The 25,098-nt window shown below is 38.0% G+C and carries 22 protein-coding genes, 1 rRNA gene and 1 riboswitch; of the genes, 19 read left to right on the top strand and 4 right to left on the bottom strand.

Going from position 1 to position 25,098, the window contains the following annotated elements; genetic code table 11:
* Positions 1 to 93: 93 nt before the first annotated feature.
* A 5S ribosomal RNA gene (rrf, locus tag V7024_RS02190) occupies positions 94 to 209 on the top strand.
* A gap of 113 nt (positions 210 to 322) precedes the next feature.
* On the opposite strand, the gene V7024_RS02185 is transcribed toward rrf, so the two are convergent.
* Positions 323 to 601 (bottom strand): hypothetical protein, encoded by a 279-nt coding sequence (locus V7024_RS02185; protein WP_335515025.1) that lies wholly within the window; start codon positions 599 to 601, stop codon positions 323 to 325.
* Positions 602 to 929: 328 nt separating this feature from the next.
* Positions 930 to 1,031, top strand: a riboswitch (purine riboswitch).
* A gap of 110 nt (positions 1,032 to 1,141) precedes the next feature.
* Here V7024_RS02185 and purE point away from each other — a divergent pair.
* The 13 genes from purE to V7024_RS02120 all read left to right on the top strand — a co-directional run bounded on the left by purE (position 1,142) and on the right by V7024_RS02120 (position 15,565).
* Positions 1,142 to 1,627 (top strand): 5-(carboxyamino)imidazole ribonucleotide mutase, encoded by a 486-nt coding sequence (gene purE, locus V7024_RS02180; RefSeq protein ID WP_098339013.1) that lies wholly within the window; start codon positions 1,142 to 1,144, stop codon positions 1,625 to 1,627.
* On the top strand, positions 1,624 to 2,775 hold the full coding sequence (gene purK, locus V7024_RS02175; protein ID WP_335515019.1) for a 5-(carboxyamino)imidazole ribonucleotide synthase: 1,152 nt from the start codon (positions 1,624 to 1,626) through the stop codon (positions 2,773 to 2,775). Before purE ends, purK begins: the two co-directional genes overlap by 4 nt.
* Entirely contained in the window at positions 2,772 to 4,073 is a 1,302-nt protein-coding gene (purB, locus tag V7024_RS02170) for an adenylosuccinate lyase (RefSeq protein WP_335515014.1), read from the top strand. The genes purK and purB overlap by 4 nt, the downstream gene beginning before the upstream one ends.
* Positions 4,074 to 4,167: 94 nt before the next feature.
* The gene (gene purC / locus V7024_RS02165) at positions 4,168 to 4,887 is read left to right on the top strand and encodes a phosphoribosylaminoimidazolesuccinocarboxamide synthase (protein WP_335515011.1); all 720 of its coding nucleotides are present in this window, start codon (positions 4,168 to 4,170) and stop codon (positions 4,885 to 4,887) included.
* Positions 4,880 to 5,134, top strand: coding sequence for a phosphoribosylformylglycinamidine synthase subunit PurS (gene purS / locus V7024_RS02160; protein WP_098309204.1), 255 nt, complete (start codon positions 4,880 to 4,882; stop codon positions 5,132 to 5,134). Before purC ends, purS begins: the two co-directional genes overlap by 8 nt.
* Positions 5,131 to 5,814, top strand: coding sequence for a phosphoribosylformylglycinamidine synthase subunit PurQ (gene purQ, locus V7024_RS02155; RefSeq protein WP_335515007.1), 684 nt, complete (start codon positions 5,131 to 5,133; stop codon positions 5,812 to 5,814). Before purS ends, purQ begins: the two co-directional genes overlap by 4 nt.
* Positions 5,798 to 8,017: a phosphoribosylformylglycinamidine synthase subunit PurL gene (gene purL / locus V7024_RS02150; RefSeq protein ID WP_335515003.1), complete on the top strand. Its 2,220-nt coding sequence runs from the start codon at positions 5,798 to 5,800 to the stop codon at positions 8,015 to 8,017. Before purQ ends, purL begins: the two co-directional genes overlap by 17 nt.
* The gene (purF, locus tag V7024_RS02145; RefSeq protein WP_335515001.1) at positions 8,002 to 9,417 is read left to right on the top strand and encodes an amidophosphoribosyltransferase; all 1,416 of its coding nucleotides are present in this window, start codon (positions 8,002 to 8,004) and stop codon (positions 9,415 to 9,417) included. Before purL ends, purF begins: the two co-directional genes overlap by 16 nt.
* A gap of 316 nt (positions 9,418 to 9,733) precedes the next feature.
* Positions 9,734 to 10,774, top strand: a complete 1,041-nt coding sequence (gene purM / locus V7024_RS02140) for a phosphoribosylformylglycinamidine cyclo-ligase (RefSeq protein WP_335514997.1) — start codon at positions 9,734 to 9,736, stop codon at positions 10,772 to 10,774.
* The gene (gene purN / locus V7024_RS02135; protein ID WP_335514994.1) at positions 10,771 to 11,349 is read left to right on the top strand and encodes a phosphoribosylglycinamide formyltransferase; all 579 of its coding nucleotides are present in this window, start codon (positions 10,771 to 10,773) and stop codon (positions 11,347 to 11,349) included. The genes purM and purN overlap by 4 nt, the downstream gene beginning before the upstream one ends.
* 36 nt (positions 11,350 to 11,385) lie before the next feature.
* On the top strand, positions 11,386 to 12,921 hold the full coding sequence (gene purH / locus V7024_RS02130) for a bifunctional phosphoribosylaminoimidazolecarboxamide formyltransferase/IMP cyclohydrolase (protein WP_335514993.1): 1,536 nt from the start codon (positions 11,386 to 11,388) through the stop codon (positions 12,919 to 12,921).
* A gap of 190 nt (positions 12,922 to 13,111) precedes the next feature.
* Positions 13,112 to 14,374, top strand: coding sequence for a phosphoribosylamine--glycine ligase (gene purD / locus V7024_RS02125; protein ID WP_335514990.1), 1,263 nt, complete (start codon positions 13,112 to 13,114; stop codon positions 14,372 to 14,374).
* Between the two features lie 183 nt (positions 14,375 to 14,557).
* The gene (locus V7024_RS02120) at positions 14,558 to 15,565 is read left to right on the top strand and encodes a DUF4885 family protein (protein WP_335514986.1); all 1,008 of its coding nucleotides are present in this window, start codon (positions 14,558 to 14,560) and stop codon (positions 15,563 to 15,565) included.
* A gap of 90 nt (positions 15,566 to 15,655) precedes the next feature.
* Here V7024_RS02120 and V7024_RS02115 read toward each other — a convergent pair whose 3' ends face one another.
* The 3 genes from V7024_RS02115 to V7024_RS02105 all read right to left on the bottom strand — a co-directional run bounded on the left by V7024_RS02115 (position 15,656) and on the right by V7024_RS02105 (position 17,540).
* On the bottom strand, positions 15,656 to 15,814 hold the full coding sequence (locus V7024_RS02115; protein WP_098916934.1) for a toxin-antitoxin system HicB family antitoxin: 159 nt from the start codon (positions 15,812 to 15,814) through the stop codon (positions 15,656 to 15,658).
* A gap of 15 nt (positions 15,815 to 15,829) precedes the next feature.
* Positions 15,830 to 16,675: an SPFH domain-containing protein gene (locus V7024_RS02110; RefSeq protein ID WP_335514984.1), complete on the bottom strand. Its 846-nt coding sequence runs from the start codon at positions 16,673 to 16,675 to the stop codon at positions 15,830 to 15,832.
* A gap of 481 nt (positions 16,676 to 17,156) precedes the next feature.
* Positions 17,157 to 17,540 (bottom strand): YgaP family membrane protein, encoded by a 384-nt coding sequence (locus tag V7024_RS02105; RefSeq protein ID WP_335514982.1) that lies wholly within the window; start codon positions 17,538 to 17,540, stop codon positions 17,157 to 17,159.
* 195 nt (positions 17,541 to 17,735) lie between these two features.
* Here V7024_RS02105 and V7024_RS02100 point away from each other — a divergent pair, with 195 nt between their 5' ends.
* The 5 genes from V7024_RS02100 to V7024_RS02080 all read left to right on the top strand — a co-directional run bounded on the left by V7024_RS02100 (position 17,736) and on the right by V7024_RS02080 (position 25,068).
* Complete coding sequence (locus V7024_RS02100) at positions 17,736 to 18,425, top strand: heptaprenylglyceryl phosphate synthase (protein WP_335514979.1); 690 nt, start codon at positions 17,736 to 17,738, stop codon at positions 18,423 to 18,425.
* Positions 18,426 to 20,666: a DNA helicase PcrA gene (gene pcrA, locus V7024_RS02095; protein WP_335514976.1), complete on the top strand. Its 2,241-nt coding sequence runs from the start codon at positions 18,426 to 18,428 to the stop codon at positions 20,664 to 20,666.
* A gap of 15 nt (positions 20,667 to 20,681) precedes the next feature.
* Positions 20,682 to 22,691: an NAD-dependent DNA ligase LigA gene (gene ligA / locus V7024_RS02090; protein ID WP_335514973.1), complete on the top strand. Its 2,010-nt coding sequence runs from the start codon at positions 20,682 to 20,684 to the stop codon at positions 22,689 to 22,691.
* Between the two features lie 16 nt (positions 22,692 to 22,707).
* A complete protein-coding gene (locus tag V7024_RS02085) occupies positions 22,708 to 23,883 on the top strand; it encodes a CamS family sex pheromone protein (RefSeq protein WP_335514969.1) in 1,176 nt (391 codons plus the stop codon).
* Positions 23,884 to 24,297: 414 nt separating this feature from the next.
* On the top strand, positions 24,298 to 25,068 hold the full coding sequence (locus V7024_RS02080; RefSeq protein ID WP_098916927.1) for a TSUP family transporter: 771 nt from the start codon (positions 24,298 to 24,300) through the stop codon (positions 25,066 to 25,068).
* The last annotated feature ends 30 nt before the right edge of the window (positions 25,069 to 25,098 follow it).

The raw sequence follows: 25,098 nt of genomic DNA, 5'->3' as shown, positions 1-25,098 counted from the left end.
ACGACCGGAAATTCTAGTCGCTGGAGCTGGATTAAATCCAATATGCATACTACATGAATGTTATCTAGTTTTGAAGGAATATACCTTCATAAGTCTGGTAATGATGGCAGAGAGGTCACACCCGTTCCCATACCGAACACGGAAGTTAAGCTCTCTAGCGCCGATGGTAGTTGGGACTTTGTCCCTGTGAGAGTAGGACGTTGCCAGGCAAAAACCTAAGTCGTTTTGACTTAGGTTTTTTTGTGTTCATTTTTATCCCGTATTAACGAGCAGTTAATCAGTGGGGGGATGAAGAACCCTCCCACTGATTATTAGTTGAACTTTATTTGCCAAATATCATAATCCATAAATTTAGCAATGCCAAAAGTGAAAAAAGAATAAAGAAGATGCTGTTTAAAATAATAGCAATTTGTTTTGGCTTTCCAGGTTTTCCGAAAGAACCTAAAATAATTCCGATAATGGGACTGATTATTTCTACAAAAAGTATAAGTTTTAAATAATGAGAATAGAAAAAGTCAGATGTTATAAAAAAGGATGCAATAATTGCAGCAGTTATTGCGATAGAAAAACATAAATATGACAATATGTTAAGTTTCCTCATAATTAAACCACCTATGAATTAGTGTGAATTTATAATAATAGTATCATAGACGATGCTTAAATATACAAAAAGTAGTTCCTGCTATATCTCCAACCGCAATAACTTTGAATTGTTTTTGAATGTAATCCTTCCTATTTATATAGTGAATGGTTATGCGAGTTAAATTGCATATATTCTCGCATTTCTTCTTTAATTCCCTTCTTTTTTTGCATATTTTTTCGGTTCTTCTTTTTATTATAACTAAAACACGAACGTTATAATGTACTGGATAAAAAACATTCGATTATTTGTTGACATGTTTGAATAACACCTGTTAATATAACGATAGAAACAATATTATATCGCACCTCATATAATCGCGGGGATATGGCCTGCAAGTCTCTACCTAACGACCGTTATTCGTTAGACTATGAGGGAAAGTCACTCGGTATTTTTCTATTCACAAGGGATACGTATGCCTGAGTAGAGCGCTTTCTCTCATAGTAAAAGAGAAACTGTTCTATTTCAGGCTTTTTTTATTTGAATCGGGGGGATTCTAATATGAAATCACTAGTTGGAATCATAATGGGAAGCACGTCAGACTGGGAAACAATGAAATATGCTTGTGACATTTTAGATGAATTACACATTCCGTATGAGAAGAAAGTTGTATCCGCTCATCGGACTCCAGATTATATGTTTGAATATGCAGAAACAGCTCGTGAACGTGGATTAAAAGTTATTATTGCTGGAGCTGGGGGAGCCGCTCATTTACCAGGGATGGTTGCAGCGAAGACAAATCTTCCTGTAATCGGTGTTCCTGTTCAATCAAAAGCGTTAAATGGTTTGGATTCGTTACTGTCTATCGTTCAAATGCCAGGAGGGGTTCCGGTGGCGACTGTCGCGATCGGTAAGGCTGGTGCAACAAACGCAGGACTACTTGCAGCACAAATACTCGGATCATTTCATGATGATATACATGATGCATTAGAATTGAGAAGAGAAGCAATTGAGAAAAATGTGCGTGAAGGTAGTGAGCTGATATGACAAGAATCATTTTACCTGGAAAAACAATTGGAATTATTGGCGGTGGCCAGCTTGGAAGAATGATGGCGCTAGCAGCGAAGGAAATGGGTTATAAAATTGCTGTACTAGATCCGGCAAAGCATTCGCCATGTGCACAAGTTGCTGATATTGAAATTGTTGCAGCATATGATGATTTGAAAGCGATTCAGCATTTAGCGGAAATAAGCGATGTTATCACATATGAATTTGAAAATATTGATTATAGATGTTTACAATGGCTTGAAAAACATGCATATTTACCACAAGGTAGTCAGTTGTTAAATAAAACGCAAAATCGTTTTACAGAAAAGAATGCAATCGTGAGTGTTGGCTTACCAGTTGCACCATATAGACTCGTGCAGACGCAAGATGCACTTTTAGAAGCAATTACGGAACTTTCCTTTCCTTGTGTGTTAAAAACAACAACAGGGGGATATGACGGGAAAGGGCAAGTTGTTTTAAGAAGCGAAGCGGATGTTGTAAGAGCAAGGGAACTTGTAAATCAAGCTGAATGTATTCTTGAAAAATGGGTGCCATTTGAAAAAGAAGTATCAGTTATTGTCACTCGCAGTGTTAGTGGTGAAACGAAGGTATTTCCAGTAGCTGAAAATATTCATGTAAATAACATTTTACATGAATCCATCGTACCAGCTCGCATCACAGAAGCACTTTCACAAAAAGCAATTACATATGCACAGGTACTTGCGGATGAACTTCAGCTTGTGGGAACATTAGCGGTAGAGATGTTTGCTACGGCAGATGGTGAGATTTATATTAATGAATTAGCACCAAGACCTCACAATTCAGGACATTATACAATCGATGCATGTGAAATAAGTCAATTTGGGCAACATATTCGAGCAATCTGTAATTTACCTCTAGGAGAAACAAATTTGTTAAAACCAGTTGTCATGGTCAACATTTTAGGCGAACATATAGAAGGGGTCCTAAGACAAGTGAATAGATTTACCGGGTGCTATTTACACTTGTATGGAAAAGAAGAAGCAAAAGCGCAGCGTAAAATGGGGCATGTAAATATTTTAAATGAAAATATTGAAGTTGCTTTAGAAAAAGCGCAGAGTTTGCATATTTGGGACCATCAAGAACAACTTTTGGAGGGAAAAAGATGATTAGTCGTTATACACGCCCTGAGATGGGTGCGATTTGGACGGAAGAAAACAAATTTAAAGCGTGGTTAGAAGTTGAAATTTTAGCATGTGAAGCATGGGCTGAACTTGGTGATATTCCAAAAGAAGATGTGAAAAAAATTCGTGAAAATGCATCATTCGATATGGAGCGTATTTATGAGATTGAAAAAGAAACACGTCATGATGTAGTTGCTTTCACTCGTGCTGTATCAGAAACACCAGCATTAGGTGAAGAACGCAAATGGGTTCATTATGGTTTAACATCTACAGACGTAGTAGATACAGCTTTATCTTATATCTTAAAACAAGCAAATGAAATTCTACTAAACGACTTAGAAAATTTCATTACTATTTTAGCTAACAAAGCAAAAGAACATAAATACACAATTATGATGGGAAGAACGCACGGTGTTCATGCAGAACCAACAACATTTGGTTTAAAACTTGGTCTTTGGTATGAAGAAATGAAACGTAACTTAGAACGTTTTAAACAAGCAGCTGATACAGTTCGCGTTGGTAAATTGTCTGGTGCAGTTGGTACATTCGCGAACATTAATCCATTCGTAGAAAAATATGTTTGTGAAAACTTAGGGTTAGAAGCAGCTCCGATTTCAACACAAACATTGCAACGTGATCGTCATGCACATTACATGTCAACACTTGCATTAATCGCAACATCTATTGAGAAAATGGCAGTTGAAATTCGCGGTTTACAAAAGAGTGAAACACGTGAAGTGGAAGAGTCATTTGCGAAAGGACAAAAAGGTTCTTCTGCAATGCCGCATAAACGAAATCCAATCGGTTCTGAAAATATGACTGGTTTAGCTCGTGTTATCCGTGGTTATATGATGACATCTTACGAGAATGTTCCATTATGGCATGAACGTGACATCTCACATTCTTCTGCAGAACGTATTATCTTACCAGATGCAACAATCGCATTAAACTACATGTTAAATCGTTTCGGTAATATCGTGAAAAACTTAACAGTATTCCCAGAGAACATGAAACGTAACATGGAAAGAACATATGGCCTAATTTACTCTCAGCGCGTAATGCTTACGTTAATCGAGAAAGGTATGGTACGTGAAGAAGCTTATGATATTGTACAACCTAAAGCGATGGAAGCATGGGAAACACAAGTGCAATTTAAAGAGCTTGTAGAAGCTGACGAGCGTATTACAAGCAAATTAACACAAGAAGAAATCAATGAATGTTTCAACTATGAACATCACTTACAACATGTTGATACAATTTTTGAACGTCTTGGCTTGAACTAAGCTGATAATTTTATATGGCACAGAATCGTTTCGTTCTGTGCCATTCTTTATAAGTATACTATTCACATTTTTCAAACTACAGGGGGCTTGCGAAATGCAAAAACTAGAATTGCTGTATGAAGGTAAAGCAAAAAGAATTTATCGTACAGAAGCAGCAGATATGGTTTGGGTAGAGTATAAAGATAGTGCTACTGCTTTCAATGGGGAAAAGAAAGCGACGATTACAGGAAAAGGTCGTCTGAACAACGAGATTACAACTCTTTTATTCAGAAAGTTACAAGAAGTGGGAATCAAAACACACTTTGTTGAGAAAATATCAGAAACAGAACAAATTGTAAAAAAAGTAAGCATTATTCCATTAGAAGTTGTCACAAGAAATGTGGTTGCGGGTAGTCTTTCAAAACGACTAGGTATGGAAGAAGGTACTACACTTACAACACCAATCGTCGAATTTTACTACAAAGATGATGATTTAGGGGATCCTCTTGTAACAGAAGATCATATTCGTGTGTTGAACGTTGCAACGCCAGAGCAAGTAAGCATACTACGAGAAAAAGCTCTACAAATCAATCAAGTATTGATTGAGCATTTCGCAAGCTGTCGTGTAAGATTAGTAGATTTTAAATTAGAGTTCGGTGTAACAGAAGATGGAGAAATTTTATTAGCGGATGAAATTTCACCAGACACATGCCGCTTATGGGATGAAGCGAGCAATGAAAAATTTGATAAAGATGTATTCCGCCGTGATCTTGGTAATTTAACAGAGGCTTATGAAGAGATTTTAAAACGATTAGGGGGAGCTTCACATGTATAAAGTAAAGGTATATGTAACGTTAAGAGAAAGTGTATTAGATCCACAAGGAACAGCGGTAAAAGGAGCACTTCATAGTCTTTCCTTTACAGAAGTACAAGATGTTCGCATTGGTAAATATATGGAACTAACAATTGATAAATCAGTTACAGATATTGATGCAATGGTAAAAGAAATGTGCGAAAAATTATTAACGAACGTAGTGATTGAAGATTATCGCTATGAAGTTGAGGAGGTTGTCGCGCAGTGAAATTTGCCGTAATCGTTTTCCCAGGTTCGAACTGTGACGTAGATATGTTTCATGCAATTAAAGATGAGCTTGGCCAAGATGTAGACTACGTTTGGCATAGTGAAGAAAACTTAGATCAGTACGATGCAATTTTACTGCCAGGTGGTTTCTCTTACGGCGATTACCTTCGCTGCGGAGCTATTTCTCGCTTTGCAAACGCAATGAAAGGTGTACGAAAAGCAGCTGAAGCAGGAAAACCAATCTTAGGTGTATGTAACGGATTTCAAATTTTAGTAGAGTCCGGCTTATTGCCAGGTGCATTAATTCGTAATAAAAACTTAAAGTTTATGTGCCGTACTGTTCAGCTTCGTGTTGAAAATAATACAACAATGTTTACAGCGCAATATGAGAAAGATGAAGTGATCGATATTCCAATCGCTCATGGTGAAGGAAACTACTACTGTGATGAAGCAACGTTGAAACAGTTAGAAGAAAATAATCAAATTGTCTTCCGTTATGTAGAGAATCCAAACGGAAGCGTTTCAGATATTGCAGGGATTGTAAATGAGCAAGGAAATGTACTTGGTATGATGCCGCATCCAGAACGTACTGTTGATGAATTACTTGGAGGAGCGGATGGTCTAAAAGTATTTCAATCTATTTTGAAACATTGGAGGGAAACATATGTCGTTACTGCTTGAACCAAATCCAACTCGAATTAAAGAACAACGCATTTATGCGGAAATGGGATTAACAGACGAAGAGTTTGCCATGGTTGAAAAGATTTTAGGACGTCTGCCAAACTACACAGAAACAGGATTGTTTTCTGTTATGTGGTCAGAGCATTGTAGTTATAAAAATTCCAAGCCAGTTCTTCGTAAGTTTCCAACGACTGGTGAACGTGTACTGCAAGGTCCTGGTGAAGGCGCTGGAATCGTAGATATCGGTGATAATCAAGCGGTAGTATTTAAAATGGAAAGTCATAACCATCCATCTGCAATTGAGCCATATCAAGGTGCAGCGACTGGGGTTGGCGGTATTATCCGTGATGTGTTTTCTATGGGAGCACGTCCAATCGCGATGTTAAATTCACTTCGCTTCGGTGAGCTAAAATCACCGCGCGTAAAATATTTATTTGAAGAAGTTGTAGCAGGTATTGCAGGATACGGTAACTGCATTGGTATTCCAACTGTTGGCGGTGAAGTACAGTTCGATCCATGCTATGAAGGAAATCCACTTGTAAATGCAATGTGCGTTGGGTTAATTAATCATGAAGATATTAAAAAAGGGCAAGCGCACGGTGCTGGTAATACAGTAATGTATGTTGGTGCTTCAACAGGACGTGACGGTATTCACGGTGCAACGTTTGCATCAGAAGAGCTATCTGAGGATTCTGAAGCAAAACGTCCAGCGGTGCAAGTAGGCGATCCATTTATGGAGAAGCTTTTAATCGAGGCGTGCTTAGAGCTTGTAAAATCTGACGCACTTGTCGGTATTCAAGATATGGGAGCGGCAGGCTTAACATCATCTTCTGCAGAGATGGCAAGTAAAGCAGGTATGGGTATTGAAATGTATTTAGATGATGTACCGCAGCGTGAAACAGGTATGACACCATACGAGATGATGCTTTCTGAATCACAAGAGCGTATGCTAATCGTCGTGAAAAAAGGTAGAGAACAAGAGATTGTGGAGTTATTTGAAAAATACGGCCTTGCAGCAGTAACAATGGGGAAAGTAACAGAAGATAAAATGCTTCGTTTATTCCATAAAGGTGAAATGGTTGCGGAAGTGCCGGCTGATGCATTAGCAGAAGAAGCACCTGTTTATCATAAGCCTTCAAAAGAAGCAGCGTATTTTGCAGAGTTCCAACAAATGAAGATGGAAACACCAAAAGTAGAAAACTATAAAGAAACATTACTTTCTTTACTTCAGCAACCAACGATTGCAAGTAAAGAGTGGGTATATGATCAATATGATTACCAAGTACGCACAAACACAGTTGTTACACCAGGGTCTGACGCAGCGGTTGTTCGTGTTCGCGAAACAAATAAAGCATTAGCAATGACAACGGATTGTAACTCTCGCTACATTTATTTAGACCCAGAAGTAGGCGGGAAAATTGCTGTAGCAGAAGCAGCTCGTAATATTGTATGTTCTGGCGGTGAGCCACTTGCAATTACGGATTGTTTAAACTTTGGTAATCCTGAAAAGCCAGAAATCTTCTGGCAAATTGAGAAGTCAGTAGATGGTATGAGTGAAGCGTGCCGCACGTTAAATACACCTGTTATTGGTGGAAACGTATCAATGTACAATGAGCGCAGTGGGGAAGCGGTATACCCAACACCAACTGTTGGTATGGTTGGTCTTGTACATGACGTAAAGCATGTAACAACGCAAGAGTTTAAGCAAGCTGGTGATCTTGTTTATGTAATCGGTGAAACAAAAGCGGAGTTTGGCGGCAGCGAATTGCAAAAGATGGTGTATGGAAAGATTTTCGGTCAGGCACCAAGCATCGACTTAGAAGTAGAAGAAAAACGTCAAAAGCAATTATTAGCAGCGATTCAAGATGGACTTGTACAATCAGCGCATGACGTTGCAGAAGGCGGATTAGCAGTTGCGTTCGCAGAAAGTGCAATGGGGGCAAACGGATTAGGTGCAGATGTGAAATTAGCTGGGGAAACGACAGCGATGTTATTTGCAGAATCACAATCTCGCTTTATTGTTACAGTAAAACGCGAGCAAAAAGAAGCGTTTGAAAATATGGTAGATGCACTTTGTGTTGGGGAAGTAACAAATACAAATCAATTAACAATTCTTAATGAAGAAAATGAAGTATTGCTTACAGCAGATGTTGATGAAATGAGAACGGCTTGGAAAGGGGCTATTCCATGCTTAATGAAATAAAGGGGCTAAATGAAGAATGCGGCGTTTTTGGAATTTGGGGGCATGAAAATGCAGCACAAGTTACGTATTACGGGTTGCATAGTTTGCAGCACCGTGGTCAAGAAGGCGCTGGAATTGTTGTAAATAATGGGGAGAAAATCATTGGTCATAGAGGGCTTGGTTTAATATCAGAAGTGTTTTCATGCGGTGAGTTAGATGATTTAAATGGAAAATCAGCAATTGGGCACGTTCGTTATGCAACAGCGGGCGGCGCTGAAGTGGCGAATGTTCAACCGTTGTTATTCCGCTTTTCAGACCATAGTATGGCATTAGCGCATAACGGTAATTTAATTAATGCTAAAATGCTTCGCCGTGAATTAGAGGCAGAGGGAAGTATTTTTCAAACAAGTTCGGATACAGAAGTATTGCTTCATCTAATTAAACGTAATACAAAAGGTACGTTAATTGAAAGTGTAAAAGATGCATTAAACAAAGTAAAAGGTGCTTTTGCCTATTTGTTATTAACAGGAAACGAAATGATTGTTGCATTAGATCCGAATGGGTTCCGTCCGCTTTCGATTGGAAAGATGGGAGATGCATACGTTGTAGCATCTGAAACATGTGCCTTTGATGTAGTAGGGGCAACATACATTCGTGATGTAGAGCCTGGAGAATTACTCATCATTAATGATGAAGGGATTCAGGTAGATCGTTTTACAAATGATATAGAACATGCCATTTGCAGTATGGAGTACATTTACTTTGCGCGCCCTGATTCAAACATTGCTGGCGTTAACGTTCATGCAGCACGTAAAAATATGGGGAAATTGTTAGCAAAGGAAGCTCCGGTTGAAGCAGATGTTGTAACAGGTGTACCTGATTCTAGTATTTCGGCGGCAATCGGCTATGCAGAAGCAACTGGAATTCCTTATGAGTTAGGTTTAATTAAAAATCGTTATGTTGGACGTACGTTTATTCAACCTTCTCAAGAATTGCGTGAACAAGGGGTAAAAATGAAACTTTCAGCAGTACGAGGTGTTGTTGAAGGAAAACGTGTTGTTATGATTGATGACTCTATTGTACGTGGTACAACGAGCAAGCGAATTGTTCGTATGCTTCGTGAGGCAGGGGCAACAGAAGTGCATGTAAGAATTGCTTCGCCGCCGCTTAAGTATCCATGCTTCTATGGAATTGACATTCAAACAAGAAAAGAATTAATCGCAGCAAATCATTCAATAGAAGAAATTCGTCAAATTATTGGAGCAGACTCTTTAACATTTTTAAGTGAAGAGAGCTTAATTGATGCAATTGGACGCCCGTATGAAGGGAAATATGGCGGTTTATGTATGGCTTACTTTAATGGAGATTATCCAACGGCTCTTTATGATTATGAACAAGAGCTATTAGAAAGTATGAAATAAAGGAAAGATTCAATTATATATACAAATAAAAAAACGGCATAAAAACCCCTTTCTTTTTAGGGGGACGAGAGCATCTGGCCGTGCATAGAAGCGGTCAGGGCCTTTTCCTACCACATGCAAGGGTTAAAACAAAGGGAGAAAGCGAGTGTAAGTCATTTTTTGTTTGCACAGCAGCGACCTATATGTCGAAAAATTAAAATGGATTTATGTAGAGCACGATAAGAAAGCATAGTAGCTTCTACTATATGCTGTGTAGAAGCTCGCTTTTTCTTGGGAGAAATTCTTTCAGTATAAAAAGACGAGGTGTATAGAAACGATGGCGAATGCATATAAGCAAGCAGGAGTAGATATTGAAGCTGGATATGAAGCGGTATCTCGCATGAAAAAACACGTGCAAACAACGATGAGAAAAGAAGTGCTAGGCGGGCTAGGCGGTTTTGGAGGAATGTTTGACCTTTCAAAATTTGCACTAGAAGAGCCAGTATTAGTATCTGGAACAGATGGTGTAGGAACAAAATTAATGCTCGCTTTCATGATGGACAAGCATGACACAATCGGCATCGATGCAGTTGCAATGTGTGTGAACGATATTGTTGTTCAAGGGGCAGAGCCGCTCTTTTTCCTTGATTATATTGCTTGTGGTAAAGCAGAACCTAGTAAAATTGAAAACATCGTCAAAGGAATTGCAGAAGGATGCCGTCAGGCCGGTTGTTCATTAATCGGCGGGGAAACAGCTGAAATGCCAGGGATGTATTCTGAGGAAGAATATGATTTAGCTGGTTTTACAGTTGGTATTGTTGATAAAAAGAAGATTGTTACAGGACAATCTATTGAAGAGAATCAAATATTAATCGGACTTGCTTCTAGCGGAATTCATAGCAATGGCTATTCTCTTGTACGTAAGGTGTTATTAGAGGATGGACAGCTTTCACTTGATCGTATTTATGGTCGTTTAGAACTACCACTTGGTGAAGAGTTATTAACACCAACAAAAATTTACGTCAAACCTATTTTAGAACTATTGAAGAAATATAACGTAAGCGGTATGGCTCACATTACTGGTGGCGGATTTATTGAAAATATTCCACGTATGTTACCAGATGGCATTGGAGCACAAATTGAAATTGGTTCTTGGACAGTTCATCCAATCTTTGATTTACTGCAAGAAGTTGGTCAATTAAAGAAAGAAGAAATGTTCAATATTTTTAACATGGGTATTGGTATGGTAGTAGCGGTGAAAGAAGAAGATGCAGAAGGTGCTATAAAGCTTTTAGAAGAGCAAGGGGAAACAGCTCATATCATTGGACGCACTGTATCAGGTTCAGGTGTTACATTTGATGGAGGAGCAAAAGCATGAGCCGAGTAGCGATTTTTGCTTCAGGAAGCGGTTCTAACTTTCAAGCACTTGTGGATGCAGTAGAAGCTGGAAGATTAGATGCACAGCTTAGTTTGCTTGTATGCGATCAGCCAGGCGCACGTGTTGTAGACCGTGCAAATGATCATCATGTTCCTTGCTTTTCCTTTTCAGCGAAAGCGTATGAATCAAAGGAAGCATTCGAACAAGAAATAGTAAAGAAATTGCAAGAATACGAGATTGATTGGATTATTTTAGCGGGGTATATGCGTTTAATTGGTCCGACATTGCTAACTGCTTATGGAGGGAGAATCGTTAACATTCATCCTTCACTATTGCCAAGCTTTCCTGGAAAAGATGCAGTTGGACAAGCAATTGAAGCTGGTGTGAAAGTAACGGGCGTAACAATCCATTACGTTGATGCAGGAATGGATACAGGACCAATTATTGCGCAGGAAGCGGTAGCAGTTTCTGAACATGATACACGAGAAAGTTTACAAAAGAAAATTCAACTTGTCGAACATAGATTGTACGTGGATACGGTGAAATCTTTATTACATTCTGAAGTGAAGTCATAAGAGCAGCATTTTAATACAACTAGGGGTGAAGGATAAATGAAAAAACGTGCATTAGTAAGTGTTTCAAATAAAGATGGGGTTGTAGAGTTTGTAAAAGGATTACTTAAGCAAGGTATTGAGGTTATTTCAACAGGCGGTACGAAAAAATTACTAGAAGAAAACGGCTTACAAGTAATTGGTATTTCTGAAGTAACTGGTTTTCCAGAAATTATGGACGGTCGTGTGAAAACATTACATCCAAACATTCATGGTGGACTTCTTGCTGTACGTGATAACGAAACGCATATGGCGCAAATGAATGAGCTTGGCATTCAGCCGATTGACTTTGTTGTTGTAAACTTATATCCATTTAAAGAAACAATTGCAAAGCCAGATGTGACATTTGCTGATGCGATTGAAAATATTGATATTGGCGGCCCAACGATGATTCGTTCTGCTGCGAAAAACCATGAGTTTGTAGCAGTTATCGTTGATCCAACAGACTACGATGTTGTATTAGGAGAACTAAAGGGAAGCGGAGAAGTTTCAAAAGAAACAAAACGTAAATTAGCAGCAAAAGTATTCCGTCATACAGCAGCATATGATGCATTAATCTCAAACTATTTAACAGAACAAATAGGTGAAGAAAGTCCGGAATCATTAACAGTAACATTTGAGAAAAAACAAGATTTGCGTTACGGCGAAAACCCACATCAAAAAGCAACATTCTATAAAGCGCCATTTGCAGCTTCTTCTTCTATTGCTTATGCAGAGCAATTACATGGAAAAGAGCTGTCTTACAATAATATAAATGATGCAGATGCAGCCCTTAGCATCGTGAAAGAATTTACAGAGCCAGCAGTTGTAGCTGTAAAGCATATGAATCCATGTGGTGTTGGTGTTGGTACGGATATTCATGAAGCATATACACGTGCTTACGAAGCTGACCCAGTATCAATCTTCGGTGGTATCATTGCAGCAAACCGTGAAATTGATAAAGCAACAGCAGAAAAACTGCATGAAATTTTCTTAGAAATCATTATTGCACCGTCCTTCTCAGCAGAAGCGTTAGAAGTACTGCAAAGTAAGAAGAATTTACGCCTGTTAACAGTAGATATCGCAAAAGCAGAAATAGCAAGTAAAAAACTAACATCAGTACAAGGTGGTTTACTTGTACAAGAAGAGGACACATTATCATTAGAAGAAGGTTCAGTAACAATTCCAACAAAACGCGAACCAACTGAGCAAGAGTGGAACGATCTGAAATTAGCATGGAAAGTTGTGAAACATGTAAAATCTAATGCGATTGTTTTAGCAAAAGATAATATGACAATTGGTGTTGGTGCAGGGCAAATGAACCGCGTTGGATCAGCAAAAATTGCCATTACACAAGCTTGTGAGAAAGCACAAGGAAGTGCACTTGCATCTGATGCATTCTTCCCAATGCCAGATACAGTAGAAGAAGCGGCAAAAGCCGGCATTACAGCAGTCATTCAACCAGGTGGATCCATTCGTGATGAAGAGTCCATTCAAAAAGCAGACGAGTATGGCATTACGATGGTGTTCACTGGGGTACGTCATTTTAAACATTAATTGAGAAACAACGGAGATGACCGAAAGTTCACTTTTGGGTCATCTTCTTCTACTTTTGAATAGGATCCAGCTCACGTGTCGAACATCGTAGAAGGGTCTTTATTCTGTGTCGAAGCGCCGATAAATGTACCACTTCCGCCGATATATCGCGAAGGTACTGGATTTAAACTTGAATAATGGGGGATGAAATATGAATGTTTTAGTAATTGGCCGCGGTGGACGTGAGCACGCGTTAGCGTGGAAATTTGCAGGGTCAAAGCAAGTAGAGACTGTATATGTAGCACCTGGAAATGAGGGAATGAAAGATGTTGCAACACCTGTAGCAATCGATGAAAATGATTTTGACGCGCTTATTGCTTTTGCGAAAGAAAATAACGTTGGTTTAACATTTGTCGGACCAGAAATTCCACTTATGAACGGTATTGTTGACCGTTTTGAAGCAGAAGGCCTTCGCGTATTTGGGCCAAATAGTAAGGCAGCTGTTATTGAAGGAAGTAAAGCTTTTACGAAAGAGCTTATGAAAAAGTATGACATTCCAACAGCGGCATATGAAACATTTACAAACTATGAAGAAGCAGTGGCATATATTGAAAAAGTCGGCGCTCCAATTGTTATTAAAGCAGATGGCTTAGCAGCTGGTAAAGGTGTAACGGTTGCGATGACGTTAGAAGAAGCACTGCAAGCTGTAAAAGAAATGCTGCAAGACGTAAAGTTTGGAGAGGCAAGCAAAAAGGTTGTTATTGAAGAATTTTTAGACGGACAAGAATTTTCACTTATGGCATTTGTAAACGGGACAACTGTATACCCAATGGTGATTGCACAAGATCATAAACGTGCTTTTGATGGTGATAAAGGACCGAATACAGGTGGAATGGGGGCGTATTCTCCAGTACCACAAATTCCGCAGTCAGCAGTTGAGCAAGCGATTGAAACTATTCTACATCCGACAGCTGAGGCAATGATACAAGAAGGACGTTCCTTTACAGGTATTTTATATGCAGGGCTTATTTTAACAAGTGAAGGACCGAAAGTAATCGAGTTTAATGCACGCTTTGGTGACCCGGAAACAGAAGTAATTCTACCTCGCTTAGAGAGTGATTTAGTCGATGTATGCAATTATGTACTAGATGGAAAAGAGCTTACTTTAGAGTGGTCTGAAGAAGCGGTAATTGGTGTTGTACTGGCTGCAAAAGGATATCCAGAAAGCTATGAAAAAGGCGCGGTTATAAAAGGCTTAGCAACGTTAGAGGATGTAATTGTCTTTCATGCCGGAACAGATGTGAAAAATGGAGAATTTGTAACGAATGGCGGGCGTGTGTTGTTTGTTGCTTGTAAAGAAAAGGACTTACAAGCAGCGAAAGATAAGGTATATAAAGAAATAGCAAAAATTGAAAGCGACGGTTTATTTTATCGTAGTGATATTGGGTACCGTGCGATTGGCCAGACTCTTTAGATGCTGGCGATGATATAAGGCCTCAAAGTGAAAGTACATTTCGCTTTGGGGTCTTATTTTAATTTTGTAAAATTAGTATATTCGATTAATAAAAATATTACTTTTTTGCATAATTTTACAACTTAACATTACGTTTTTGCGATATAACAGAGGGATATTATGTAAAGAAAGGGAATATTCCTAATGAAAATCACAAATTATACATCGTCCTATATCAATGATAATACTAAATTTAATAAACCTGAGAAAAAGGATCAATCTACTGTAGAAATTAAACATAATAATAAATATGAGAGTGAAATAGACCATAGGATGAAGTTAATGCAAGAGAAGTATAGTAAGATTAATGAGGAAAACATGCTATATGCCAATCCTGAACAACATATTAGTGATAAATATTCTAATCAATATTCAAAAGAATTTCGTCATGATTTAAGTAAAGAGGAGAGAGAGGTTGCATGGCGAGCAGAAATGAGTATATTGCAAGATGGTAGAGTTGGTTTTTATGATGTGCGTGATTCTTTGTTTAGAAACGCAGATATTATCAATGGCATTGTTGAAAATCATCAAGAGAAAGCTTTTCAGCGGGATCAAGTAAATCGTTGGATTCAAAATTTATTGGCTCAAAATAACATCACGATTTCAAATGATGAGAACTTAGCTTTCAGTGTTGATTCGAATGATTTTCAAGTCATCGTGAAAGGTAGTAAGAATATACGATTACTGCAACAAATTGAACGGATTTTAAATAATAAAATCAATGGTAAAAAATTATTTTTACATATTTTCCAAAGTAGTAATTTAAATTCCGAACAAATGACGTTGGAGGCAAGACGTAAATACGGTTTGATTTCTACACTTCGAGCAGGAACAGGATACAATTTACGTGATTTAGAGCGTAAAGATGGTAAGTTTTTAACTCCTGATGGTCAAGATGTACTTGAACTCTATTTGAATCGTATGCGTCAAAATCCGTACACTCGTAATTATGTGAATGATGCGACCGCAACATACGGTCCAACGTACTATGAATTAGCGAAAAATGATTTTGATGCGATGCCAGACTTAATATTATCTATTAATTATAGTAACAATAAGCTACAAGACATTGGTCAAAAAGAAAATTATAGTGATCTTCATTGGTTTGCTGATTTAGAGAGAAGTGTAAAAGCCGAAAATAAAAAAGAATAGAGTTAATTATACTTAGGATACTTCAAAACCTTAACTTGATGGGTATGTGTCGATATCCTTAAAAGAAAAAAGAGCCCTACTCATAAAAAGTTAGGACTCTTTTTTTATCTTACCCTTTTGCTTTGCCATCTCGCGAAGTAAATATTCAATATGAGCATTTACACTTCGAAATTCGTCGTTTGCCCATTTTTCAATAACTGCGTACAATTCGGGATCGATTCGTAATGGGAAGCTTTTCTTTTTAGCCATGATTACCGACAACCTTTAGTAGAGACTTCCTGTATTAATAACTGGTTGTGCTCCTTTATCTGAGACGATGGCAACTAATAAGTTATTAACCATATTTGCTTTTCTTTCGTCATCTAGATCAAGTATACCCTCTTCATCGAGTTTTTGAATAGAATCTTTCGCCATTTGTACGGCACCTTCTACAATTTCTTTTCTTGCAGCTAATACTGCTTTTGCCTGTTGACGCTGAAGCATTGCGTGGGCAATTTCAGTTGCGTAAGCTAAGTGCGTTAAACGAGTTTCGATTACTTCTACTCCTGCAATTTCTAAACGTGCTTCTAATTCGCGTTTTAATTCTTCGGAAATTTCTTCTGAGTTTCCGCGCAGTGTAACGATGTTGTCATCTTGGAAATTATCATACGGATATTTCGTTGCTACGTGGCGAATTGCTGTTTCGCTTTGAATTTCCACGAAGGCATCATAATGTTCGACACCAAAGATCGCTTTTGCGGAATCAACGACTTTGTAAACAACAACAGCTGCAATTTCAATTGGATTCCCATCTACATCATTTACTTTTAATTTCTGACTATTAAAGTTTTCAACGCGTAGTGAAACCGTTTGGCGAAATGAAAATGGAACTGTTAAAAACAGGCCGCTTTCACGAATAGTTCCTAAATAGTTACCGAAAAATGTAATTACTTTTGCTTGGTTTGGCTGTACAGTTCCGATACTACTTGCTAGGATTGCTGCTAATAAAAAAGAGGGAATACCAATAGCAAATAGTTCATTAATAAGACTTAATAAACCAACCCCAATTAAAACTAGAACTGCAAGCAGTCCTAAAAATCCATTTACATGAAATACTTGTTTTTCTTTCATGATCTCGCCTCCTTTTGATATAAAAATGATATCACTTTTATATCAAAGGTGACAATAGGTTTCTGTTATAATTTATAGAAAAAATGTAACTACTCAGCTATACCTTTTAGAAATTTAAAAAAGGGTATGATTTTAGTGAAGATGTGTCTCTCTATTACTTATAAATTCATTTTTTGGCATATAGACTGCTGTCATGCAAACAGGGCAGGGGCCTGCACTTATTGTCTACTTTTGTTTTCAAACCTTGCACGTGGCAGGAAAAGGCCCTGACCGCTCCTATGCATCGCCAGTCCCTCTCGCCCATTTAAAAAAATGCTTTTCTGTCGGTTTTTCATAAAGTAACTGCGTAGTTACGAAAAAATAAAATTTTAGCAAATAGAACATTAGTTCTTATTCGTGGTAAAATAAAGTAAAAGAAAACTTAGCCGCCCACTGCAGCGACTAAGTTTCTTTGAGAGCATCTTGCATGTTGACAAATGATTCAAAGCGGTTTGGACAGAAGAGCCTTTTCGAGTTCAGACTCGATTTCCTTATCAGAAGCATCATAACTTCCATGACTTGTCTTTTCGTCTTTATGAGAAGTCGGATGTGCTTCTTGTTTATTAGACTGTCCATTCTTCATAAAATCCATGCCTGGCATTTTTAAATCGGGAATGTTCATATATTTACTAAATTTGCATGCTTCGACAATAGGACAGAAACGAATGATGCCTTCTGCGATTCTCATTGCCCCGACCCAAAGCATAATCTTTGACCAAGTACACCATGGTTTTCTTACAAGCTTTGCAGTGCTGCAGCTAAGCAGAATAAAACCCAGTGTAATACGAATAAGAGCATTGATTGTGCCGATGTTTTGCTTGCTCAAGACATTCACTCCTTCTCATCAGCTTTGAAATAGGTTTATTCATTTCAAGAGTTATTGTTCCTTGCATGCTTTTTCTGTATACAATCCAACATTTGACGTAGAAAAAGATGTTGCATGGGACGTGTGTCAGCAGCTTATTTTTTGTTATAATGAAAGAATGCGTAAAGACGATTAGAGAAAAGAAAGGGTGTTTTCATGTACGATATTTCACAGTGGAAACATGTATTTAAGCTTGATCCGAATAAGGAGTTAAGCGATGAACATTTAGAGCTTATTTGTGAATCGGGAACGGACGCTGTCATTGTTGGCGGAAGTGACGGAATTACAATTGATAATGTATTACACATGCTAGTAAGCATTCGTAGATATGCGGTTCCTTGTGTATTAGAAGTTTCAACACTGGATTCGATTACACCAGGATTCGATTTTTATTACATCCCAAGTGTGTTAAACAGTCAAAAGGTAGACTGGGTAACAGGCCTTCATCATGCAGCGTTGAAAGAATATGGAGATATTATGAACTGGGATGAAATTCTCATGCAAGGATATTGTGTGTTAAATCCAGAAGCGAAAGTAGCAAAGTTAACGGAAGCAAATTGTGAACTATCGGAAGACGATGTGATTGCATATGCACGTATGGCAGATAAACTTCTCCATTTACCAATTTTCTATTTAGAATACAGCGGCACATATGGAGATGCGGAACTTGTAAGAAAAGTGAAAGCTGAGCTGCAGAGTGCAACATTATATTATGGCGGCGGGATTGCAAATGCAGACCAAGCGAAAGAAATGGCGCAATATGCGGATACAGTTGTCGTTGGAAATTTAATTTATGAAGATATAAAGAAAGCTATAGCAACAGTACAAGCTGTAAAAGGAAAGTAGGTGGCCGAATACATGAGTATAACAGAAAAATTATTAACAGGATTAAATCCGCAGCAACAAAAGGCTGTCCAAACAACGTCTGGACCATTGTTACTTATGGCGGGAGCAGGTAGTGGTAAGACGCGTGTGTTAACGCACCGTATTGCCTATTTACTTGGCGAAAAAGGTGTTGCACCCTGGAATGTACTTGCGATTACGTTTACAAATAAAGCGGCGCGTGAAATGCGTGAGCGTATTGATAAACTCGTTGGGCCAGAAGCAGAGGATATTTGGATTTCAACATTCCACTCTATGTGTGTGCGCATTTTACGACGAGATATTGATCGCATTGGTATTAATCGTAACTTTACGATTTTAGATGCAAGTGATCAATTAACAGTTGTGAAAAAAATTATGAAAGAGCGCAATATTGATCCGAAGAAATTTGAACCGCGTTCTATTCTTGCGGGAATTAGCAATGCGAAAAATGAATTGTTATCTTCAGAAAAATATGCGAAAAAAATCTCAATTGCAGATCCATACGAAAAGTTGACGAGCGATGTGTATACAGAATACCAAAAGCGTCTTCTTAAAAATAGTGCACTTGATTTTGATGATTTAATTATGACGACGATTCAATTATTTGAACGGGTGCCAGAAGTACTGGAGTTTTATCAACGTAAATTCCAATATATTCACGTTGATGAGTATCAGGACACGAACCGTGCTCAGTATATTCTTGTTAATCAATTGGCAGCGCGCTTTAAAAATCTTTGTGTAGTTGGTGACTCAGATCAGTCGATTTATCGTTGGCGCGGAGCTGATATTTCGAATATCTTGTCATTTGAAAAAGATTATAACAATGCACAAGTTATTTTATTAGAACAAAACTACCGTTCAACGCAAAGTATTTTAAATGCAGCAAATGCGGTTATTGAAAAGAATACAAATCGTAAACCGAAAAAGTTATGGACGGATAATCAAGTAGGGAGTAAAATTTCGTATTACCGCGCTGCAACTGAAAAAGATGAAGCATATTTTGTTGCGAAAAAGATTCGTGATGAAATTCAAATGGGAAATCGAAAGTATACAGACTTTGCAGTACTATATCGTACGAACGCCCAGTCCCGTATGGTCGAGGAGATTTTCTTAAAATCAAATATTCCATACAAAATTGTTGGTGGTATTAAGTTCTATGACCGTAAAGAGATTAAAGATATGTTGGCGTATTTGCGTTTAATTGCAAACCCGGATGATGAAATTAGCTTTGCGCGTATTATTAATGTGCCAAAACGTGGTGTTGGAGCAACATCTATTGATAAGATCATTAATTATGGCGTGCAAAATGGTCTTTCATTGACAGCTGTATTAGATGAAATTGAGCATGTCGGTGTAAGTGCCAAAATTGCGAAGACAGTAGCAGACTTTGCAAAGCAGCTTCATAACTGGGTAAACATGCAAGAATATTTATCAGTAACAGAACTTGTAGAAGAAGTGTTAGAAAAAACAGGTTACCGTGATGCACTGAAGAATGAACGTACATTAGAATCAGAGGGACGTTTAGAAAACTTAGATGAATTTTTATCTGTTACACAGACGTTTGAATCACAAAGTGAAGATAAGAGTCTTGTTGCATTCTTAACCGATTTAGCACTTGTTGCTGATATTGATCGTGTAGACGAAGATCCAACTGCTGGTGAGGAAGTCATTTTAATGACGATGCACTCTGCAAAAGGATTAGAATTCCCTGTTGTCTTCATTTTAGGATTAGAAGAAGGGATTTTCCCGCATACTCGTTCTTTAATGGAAGAAGATGAAATGCAAGAAGAACGCCGCTTAGCGTATGTTGGGATTACACGTGCAGAAGAAGAACTGTACGTAACGAATGCCCAAATGCGAACGATATTTGGTAGAACGAGCATGAATAAAGAATCACGTTTCATCTCGGAAATTCCTGAGGAGCTTATTGAAACGCTTCATGAAGTAAAACCAAAGCGTGAAACTTTTAGTGCAAAGTCTAAACCAACCACTACAACAACCGTTCGCTCTCGTTCAGCCTTTGTTCGTTCAGCTGCGAAAACAACAGGCGGTGAGCAAATTGGCTGGTCAGTTGGTGATAAAGCATCACATCAAAAATGGGGGATTGGCACTGTTGTGAGTGTGAAAGGCGAAGGAGATGGGAAAGAATTAGACATCGCGTTCCCAAGTCCAATTGGCATTAAACGATTAATGGCTAAATTTGCGCCAGTGACGAAAGTGTAAGAAAGGAATGAGGTCATGTCGAAAGAAGCAGCACAAAAGCGTATTGAAGAGCTTCGTGACATTTTAAATAAGCTTAATTATGAGTATCACGTGCTAGATCAGCCATCTGTATCAGATGCAGAGTATGATCGTCATATGCAAGAGTTAATTAAATTAGAAACAGAACATCCGGAATTTTTTACAGAAGACTCTCCAACTGTTCGTGTTGGCGGAGAAATTCTTGATATTTTTGAGAAAGTAACACATAAATCGCCGATGTTAAGTTTAGGAAATGCTTTTAATGAAGGTGATTTACGTGATTTGGATCGCAAGGTACGTCAAGGAATTGACGATCAAAATGTAAGATATGTGTGCGAATTAAAAATTGACGGACTGGCGGTTTCCCTTCATTATGAAAAAGGACGCTTCATTCAAGGAGCAACTCGCGGTGATGGTATAACGGGTGAGGATATTACGCAAAATTTAAAAACGATTAAAGCGATTCCTCTACGTTTAACAGAAGAAATGACGCTCGAAGCGCGCGGAGAAGCGTACATGCCGAAACGTTCATTTGTGAAATTAAATGAAGAAAAAGAACAGAACGGAGAAGCTGTCTTTGCGAACCCGCGAAATGCAGCTGCGGGCTCATTGCGTCAATTAGATCCAAAAATTGCAGCAAAGCGTAATTTATCTTTATTCGTATATGGGCTTACGAATTTAGAAGGAAAGACGATTACATCGCATAGTGAATCGTTAAACCTTTTAGGAGAGCTTGGATTTAAAACAAACCCGAATCGCCGAGTTTGCGAAACAATTGATGAGGTCATTGATTACGTGCAAGAGTGGCAAGAAAAACGTCCGCATCTTGATTATGAAATTGATGGTATCGTTATTAAAGTGGACGATATATCACTTCAAGAAAGCTTAGGAACAACGGCAAAAAGTCCAAGATGGGCCATTGCATATAAATTCCCAGCTGAAGAAGTTGTTACAAAACTGACGGGTATTGAACTAAGCGTTGGACGTACAGGTGTTGTAACCCCAACTGCTGAGTTAGAACCAGTACGCGTGGCAGGAACGATTGTCCGCCGTGCTTCCTTACACAACGAAGATTTAATTCGTGAGAAAGATATTCGCATTGGCGACTATGTTGTTGTAAAGAAAGCTGGAGACATCATTCCTGAAGTTGTAAATGTGATTGTAGACCGCCGTACAGGTGAAGAAGAAGAGTTTTATATGCCAACGCATTGCCCGGCATGTGAGAGTGAACTTGTTCGTTTAGAAGAAGAGGTTGCGCTTCGATGTATTAATCCAGCATGCCCAGCACAAATTCGGGAAGGATTAATTCACTTTGTATCACGTAATGCAATGAGTATTGACGGATTAGGTGAACGGGTAATTACGCAGTTATTTGATGCGGATTATATTCGTACATTTGCAGATCTTTATACATTAACGAAAGAACAGTTATTACAACTAGAACGTTTTGGAGAAAAATCTGCTTCAAATCTAGTACAAGCGATCGAAGCTTCAAAAGATAATTCATTAGAACGATTACTGTTTGGTCTTGGTATTCGCCACGTTGGAGCAAAAGCCGCTCGTACATTAGCAGAACATTATGAAACGATGGATAACATCGTGAACGCTACAGAAGAAGAGCTAACAACTATTAATGAAATTGGCGAAAAAATGGCGCAATCGATCGTTACGTATTTTGATAATGAAGATGTACAAGAGCTATTACAACAATTTAAGTCATATGGTGTGAATATGACTTATAAAGGGATAAAACGAGCAGATTTAGAAGACATTGAGTCTTATTTTGCAGGAAAAACAGTTGTGTTAACAGGAAAACTAGAAGTGATGGGCCGAAGTGAAGCGAAAAAGAAAATTGAAGAACTTGGCGGGAAAGTCACAGGCAGTGTAAGCAAAAGTACAGACTTAGTCGTTGCAGGAGAAGCTGCCGGTTCTAAGTTAGCACAAGCACAAAAACATAACGTTGAGATTTGGGATGAAGCGAGGTTCTTACAAGAGCTCAATAATTAAGAGGTGCAAAGTTACCATGAAAAAAGTGATATTAGCAGCGTTAAGCCTTGGATTACTTCTTAGTGGATGTAGTATAGGGCCAAAAAAAGAAGAAAAAATCGTAGAAAAAGGGAACTCGAAAGATAAATCAATTATTTCGAAATACTCGATTTCAGACGATTATTATAAAACGGCACTTCCTTTTGAAAAAGGATCGGCGCGAGGATTAGCTGTGAAAGGATTAAATAGCCGTTTAGATGTTGACGAATTTGAAACAGGATTAATGCACATTGCAAAAGAATCATATAGTACGAAAGATTATATATTTCAAGGCGGAAAGTATTTAGATAAGGATACGATACAAGCATTAATCGAGAGAAAACGTACACCTGAGAAGCAAAGTGAGTTAGAAAAAGCATTGAAGAAGAAATTGCCGAATGGTTTAAATCCAGAGCTACCACCAGGAGAACCGGAAACACTAGAAGCGAGAAATCAAAAGAGTCCAATGTATTTATCGCAAATTTTAGAACAGGATTACTTAAAAATAAAAGGTGAGAACGAAGCAGAGATAGGCGGAGTTGTTATCGGTCTTGCGATGAATTCTGTTCATTATTATACAGAACAGCACGGTTATCCGCGTGAACAAAAAATTGATGATACAAAATTGCTAGAAGAAGGGAAAAAAATGGCGCAAGAAATCTTACCGATTCTGCGCAACAAAGATGAATTAAAAAATGTTCCAATTACGTTTGCAATCTACAGGCAGGAAGCGAAATCTTCACTTGTACCAGGCTCCTTTTTATCATATACAACAGTTGATAAAGGCAGCGATAAAGTAGATGATTGGAAAGCGTTGGACGAAAAGTATTATTTATTCCCTTCTAACGAAGCAGAAAAAGATTATCGTGACGATGCAACAAGTGTAAAGAACTTCAATGCGAGATTAGCGCAGTATTTTACAGGTGATTATACTGCAGTTGTAGGTAGAGGATTCTATAAAGACGGTCAATTAAAAGAATTGAAGCTTGAGATTCCAGTTCAGTTTAGTGGAAAGGCAGAGGTCATTGGATTTACACAATATGTAGCTGGGGCTGTTATGGATTTCCCTAATTATATTAAAGTGCAAGTTACAATTAAATCTGTAGACCGTACAGAAGCAATTATTATCCGCGACGTGAAACAAGATAAGCCGTTTGTTCAAGTGTTAGACTAAGAAAAGTCGTTCCTTTTATGAGGAACGGCTTTTTTGTACATAAGTCACTTGCTATACAGAGTTTTCATAGGACCGCTTCTATGCATGACCAGATGCTCTCGCCCATCTAAAAGAAAGAGCTTTTTATTTTGTATTTTCAATTTATGTTTATACATATAAATCCACTTTGATTTTTCAACAAATAAGTCGCTGCTATGCAGAATACAACATACTCGCTACTGGCCTGCTCCTTTTGTTTAAAACTTGGCACGTGGCAGGAAAAGGCTCTGACCGCTTCTATGCACGGCCAGACGCTCTCGCCCACCTAAAAGAAAGGGTTCTTTATTTCGTATTTTCAATTTATGTCTATATAGTAGGAATTTTGTTATAATTTTTAATGTTGTTATATAAAAAGGGGATCGAGGGAAAGTACAGATGGAAGATTTAAGTTTGCAAGTCATTATACTACTTATTGCTTTCGGTTTTTTAGCATCATTTATTGATTCTATTGTTGGGGGAGGCGGTTTAATTTCGCTTCCAGCCCTTATGTTTGTAGGTTTACCTCCAGTTTCGGCAATCGCAACAAATAAGTTGGCGGCAACAATGGGATCATTTACGAGTACAATGTATTTTATTCGTTCTAAAAAAGTAGATTTTCGCATTGTAGGAAAACTGATTCCGTTCACAATCGTTGGAGCAGTTGCAGGGGCATTTGTTGTAAAATTCATTCCACCGGATGTGTTGCGCCCTCTTGTATTAGTTTTACTTGTATTAATTGCTATTTATATTATTGTAAAAAAAGATTGGGGTAGTGTATCTACTTATAAAAAAATGACGAAGGGAAAAACATTTTTATTCTATCTAGTCATTTTGATTATTGGATTTTATGATGGTTTTTTTGGACCAGGCACAGGTTCATTTTTAATTTTTGCATTTTTATTAATTGGTTTGGATTTTATCCGCGCGGCTGCCGCTGGTCGGATTTTAAATTTTGTTAGCAATATTGTATCGTTGATTACATTTTTATTTTTAGGAGCAATTCAATTTAAATATGGTTTAATCATGGGTGTATCAATGGTTGCAGGGGCATATTTCGGTTCGAGATTTGCTGTTCAAAAAGGTGTAGGGTATGTACGAATTTTATTTTTAGTAGTAACAATTTTATTGATTGGTAAAAATTTCTGGGAATACATTCATATTTCATAACATGATGCTTATGCATCATGTTGTTTTTTT

The organism is Bacillus sp. JJ864 (assembly GCF_036963045.1).
GTDB classification, from domain to species: domain Bacteria; phylum Bacillota; class Bacilli; order Bacillales; family Bacillaceae_G; genus Bacillus_A; species Bacillus_A pseudomycoides_C.
This window is presented reverse-complemented; position numbering and strand designations above follow the sequence as displayed.

Coding starts and splice junctions, on each gene's coding strand:
- purK (WP_335515019.1), top strand. CDS start 1,624: ATGACAAGAATCATTTTACCTGGAAAAACAATTGGAATTATTGGCGGT.
- purB (WP_335515014.1), top strand. CDS start 2,772: ATGATTAGTCGTTATACACGCCCTGAGATGGGTGCGATTTGGACGGAA.
- purM (WP_335514997.1), top strand. CDS start 9,734: ATGGCGAATGCATATAAGCAAGCAGGAGTAGATATTGAAGCTGGATAT.
- V7024_RS02185 (WP_335515025.1), bottom strand. CDS start 601: ATGAGGAAACTTAACATATTGTCATATTTATGTTTTTCTATCGCAATA.
- V7024_RS02115 (WP_098916934.1), bottom strand. CDS start 15,814: ATGGCTAAAAAGAAAAGCTTCCCATTACGAATCGATCCCGAATTGTAC.
- V7024_RS02120 (WP_335514986.1), top strand. CDS start 14,558: ATGAAAATCACAAATTATACATCGTCCTATATCAATGATAATACTAAA.
- purL (WP_335515003.1), top strand. CDS start 5,798: ATGTCGTTACTGCTTGAACCAAATCCAACTCGAATTAAAGAACAACGC.
- purN (WP_335514994.1), top strand. CDS start 10,771: ATGAGCCGAGTAGCGATTTTTGCTTCAGGAAGCGGTTCTAACTTTCAA.
- purE (WP_098339013.1), top strand. CDS start 1,142: ATGAAATCACTAGTTGGAATCATAATGGGAAGCACGTCAGACTGGGAA.
- V7024_RS02085 (WP_335514969.1), top strand. CDS start 22,708: ATGAAAAAAGTGATATTAGCAGCGTTAAGCCTTGGATTACTTCTTAGT.
- purS (WP_098309204.1), top strand. CDS start 4,880: ATGTATAAAGTAAAGGTATATGTAACGTTAAGAGAAAGTGTATTAGAT.
- V7024_RS02110 (WP_335514984.1), bottom strand. CDS start 16,675: ATGAAAGAAAAACAAGTATTTCATGTAAATGGATTTTTAGGACTGCTT.
- V7024_RS02100 (WP_335514979.1), top strand. CDS start 17,736: ATGTACGATATTTCACAGTGGAAACATGTATTTAAGCTTGATCCGAAT.
- purD (WP_335514990.1), top strand. CDS start 13,112: ATGAATGTTTTAGTAATTGGCCGCGGTGGACGTGAGCACGCGTTAGCG.
- purH (WP_335514993.1), top strand. CDS start 11,386: ATGAAAAAACGTGCATTAGTAAGTGTTTCAAATAAAGATGGGGTTGTA.
- ligA (WP_335514973.1), top strand. CDS start 20,682: ATGTCGAAAGAAGCAGCACAAAAGCGTATTGAAGAGCTTCGTGACATT.
- purC (WP_335515011.1), top strand. CDS start 4,168: ATGCAAAAACTAGAATTGCTGTATGAAGGTAAAGCAAAAAGAATTTAT.
- purF (WP_335515001.1), top strand. CDS start 8,002: ATGCTTAATGAAATAAAGGGGCTAAATGAAGAATGCGGCGTTTTTGGA.
- V7024_RS02080 (WP_098916927.1), top strand. CDS start 24,298: ATGGAAGATTTAAGTTTGCAAGTCATTATACTACTTATTGCTTTCGGT.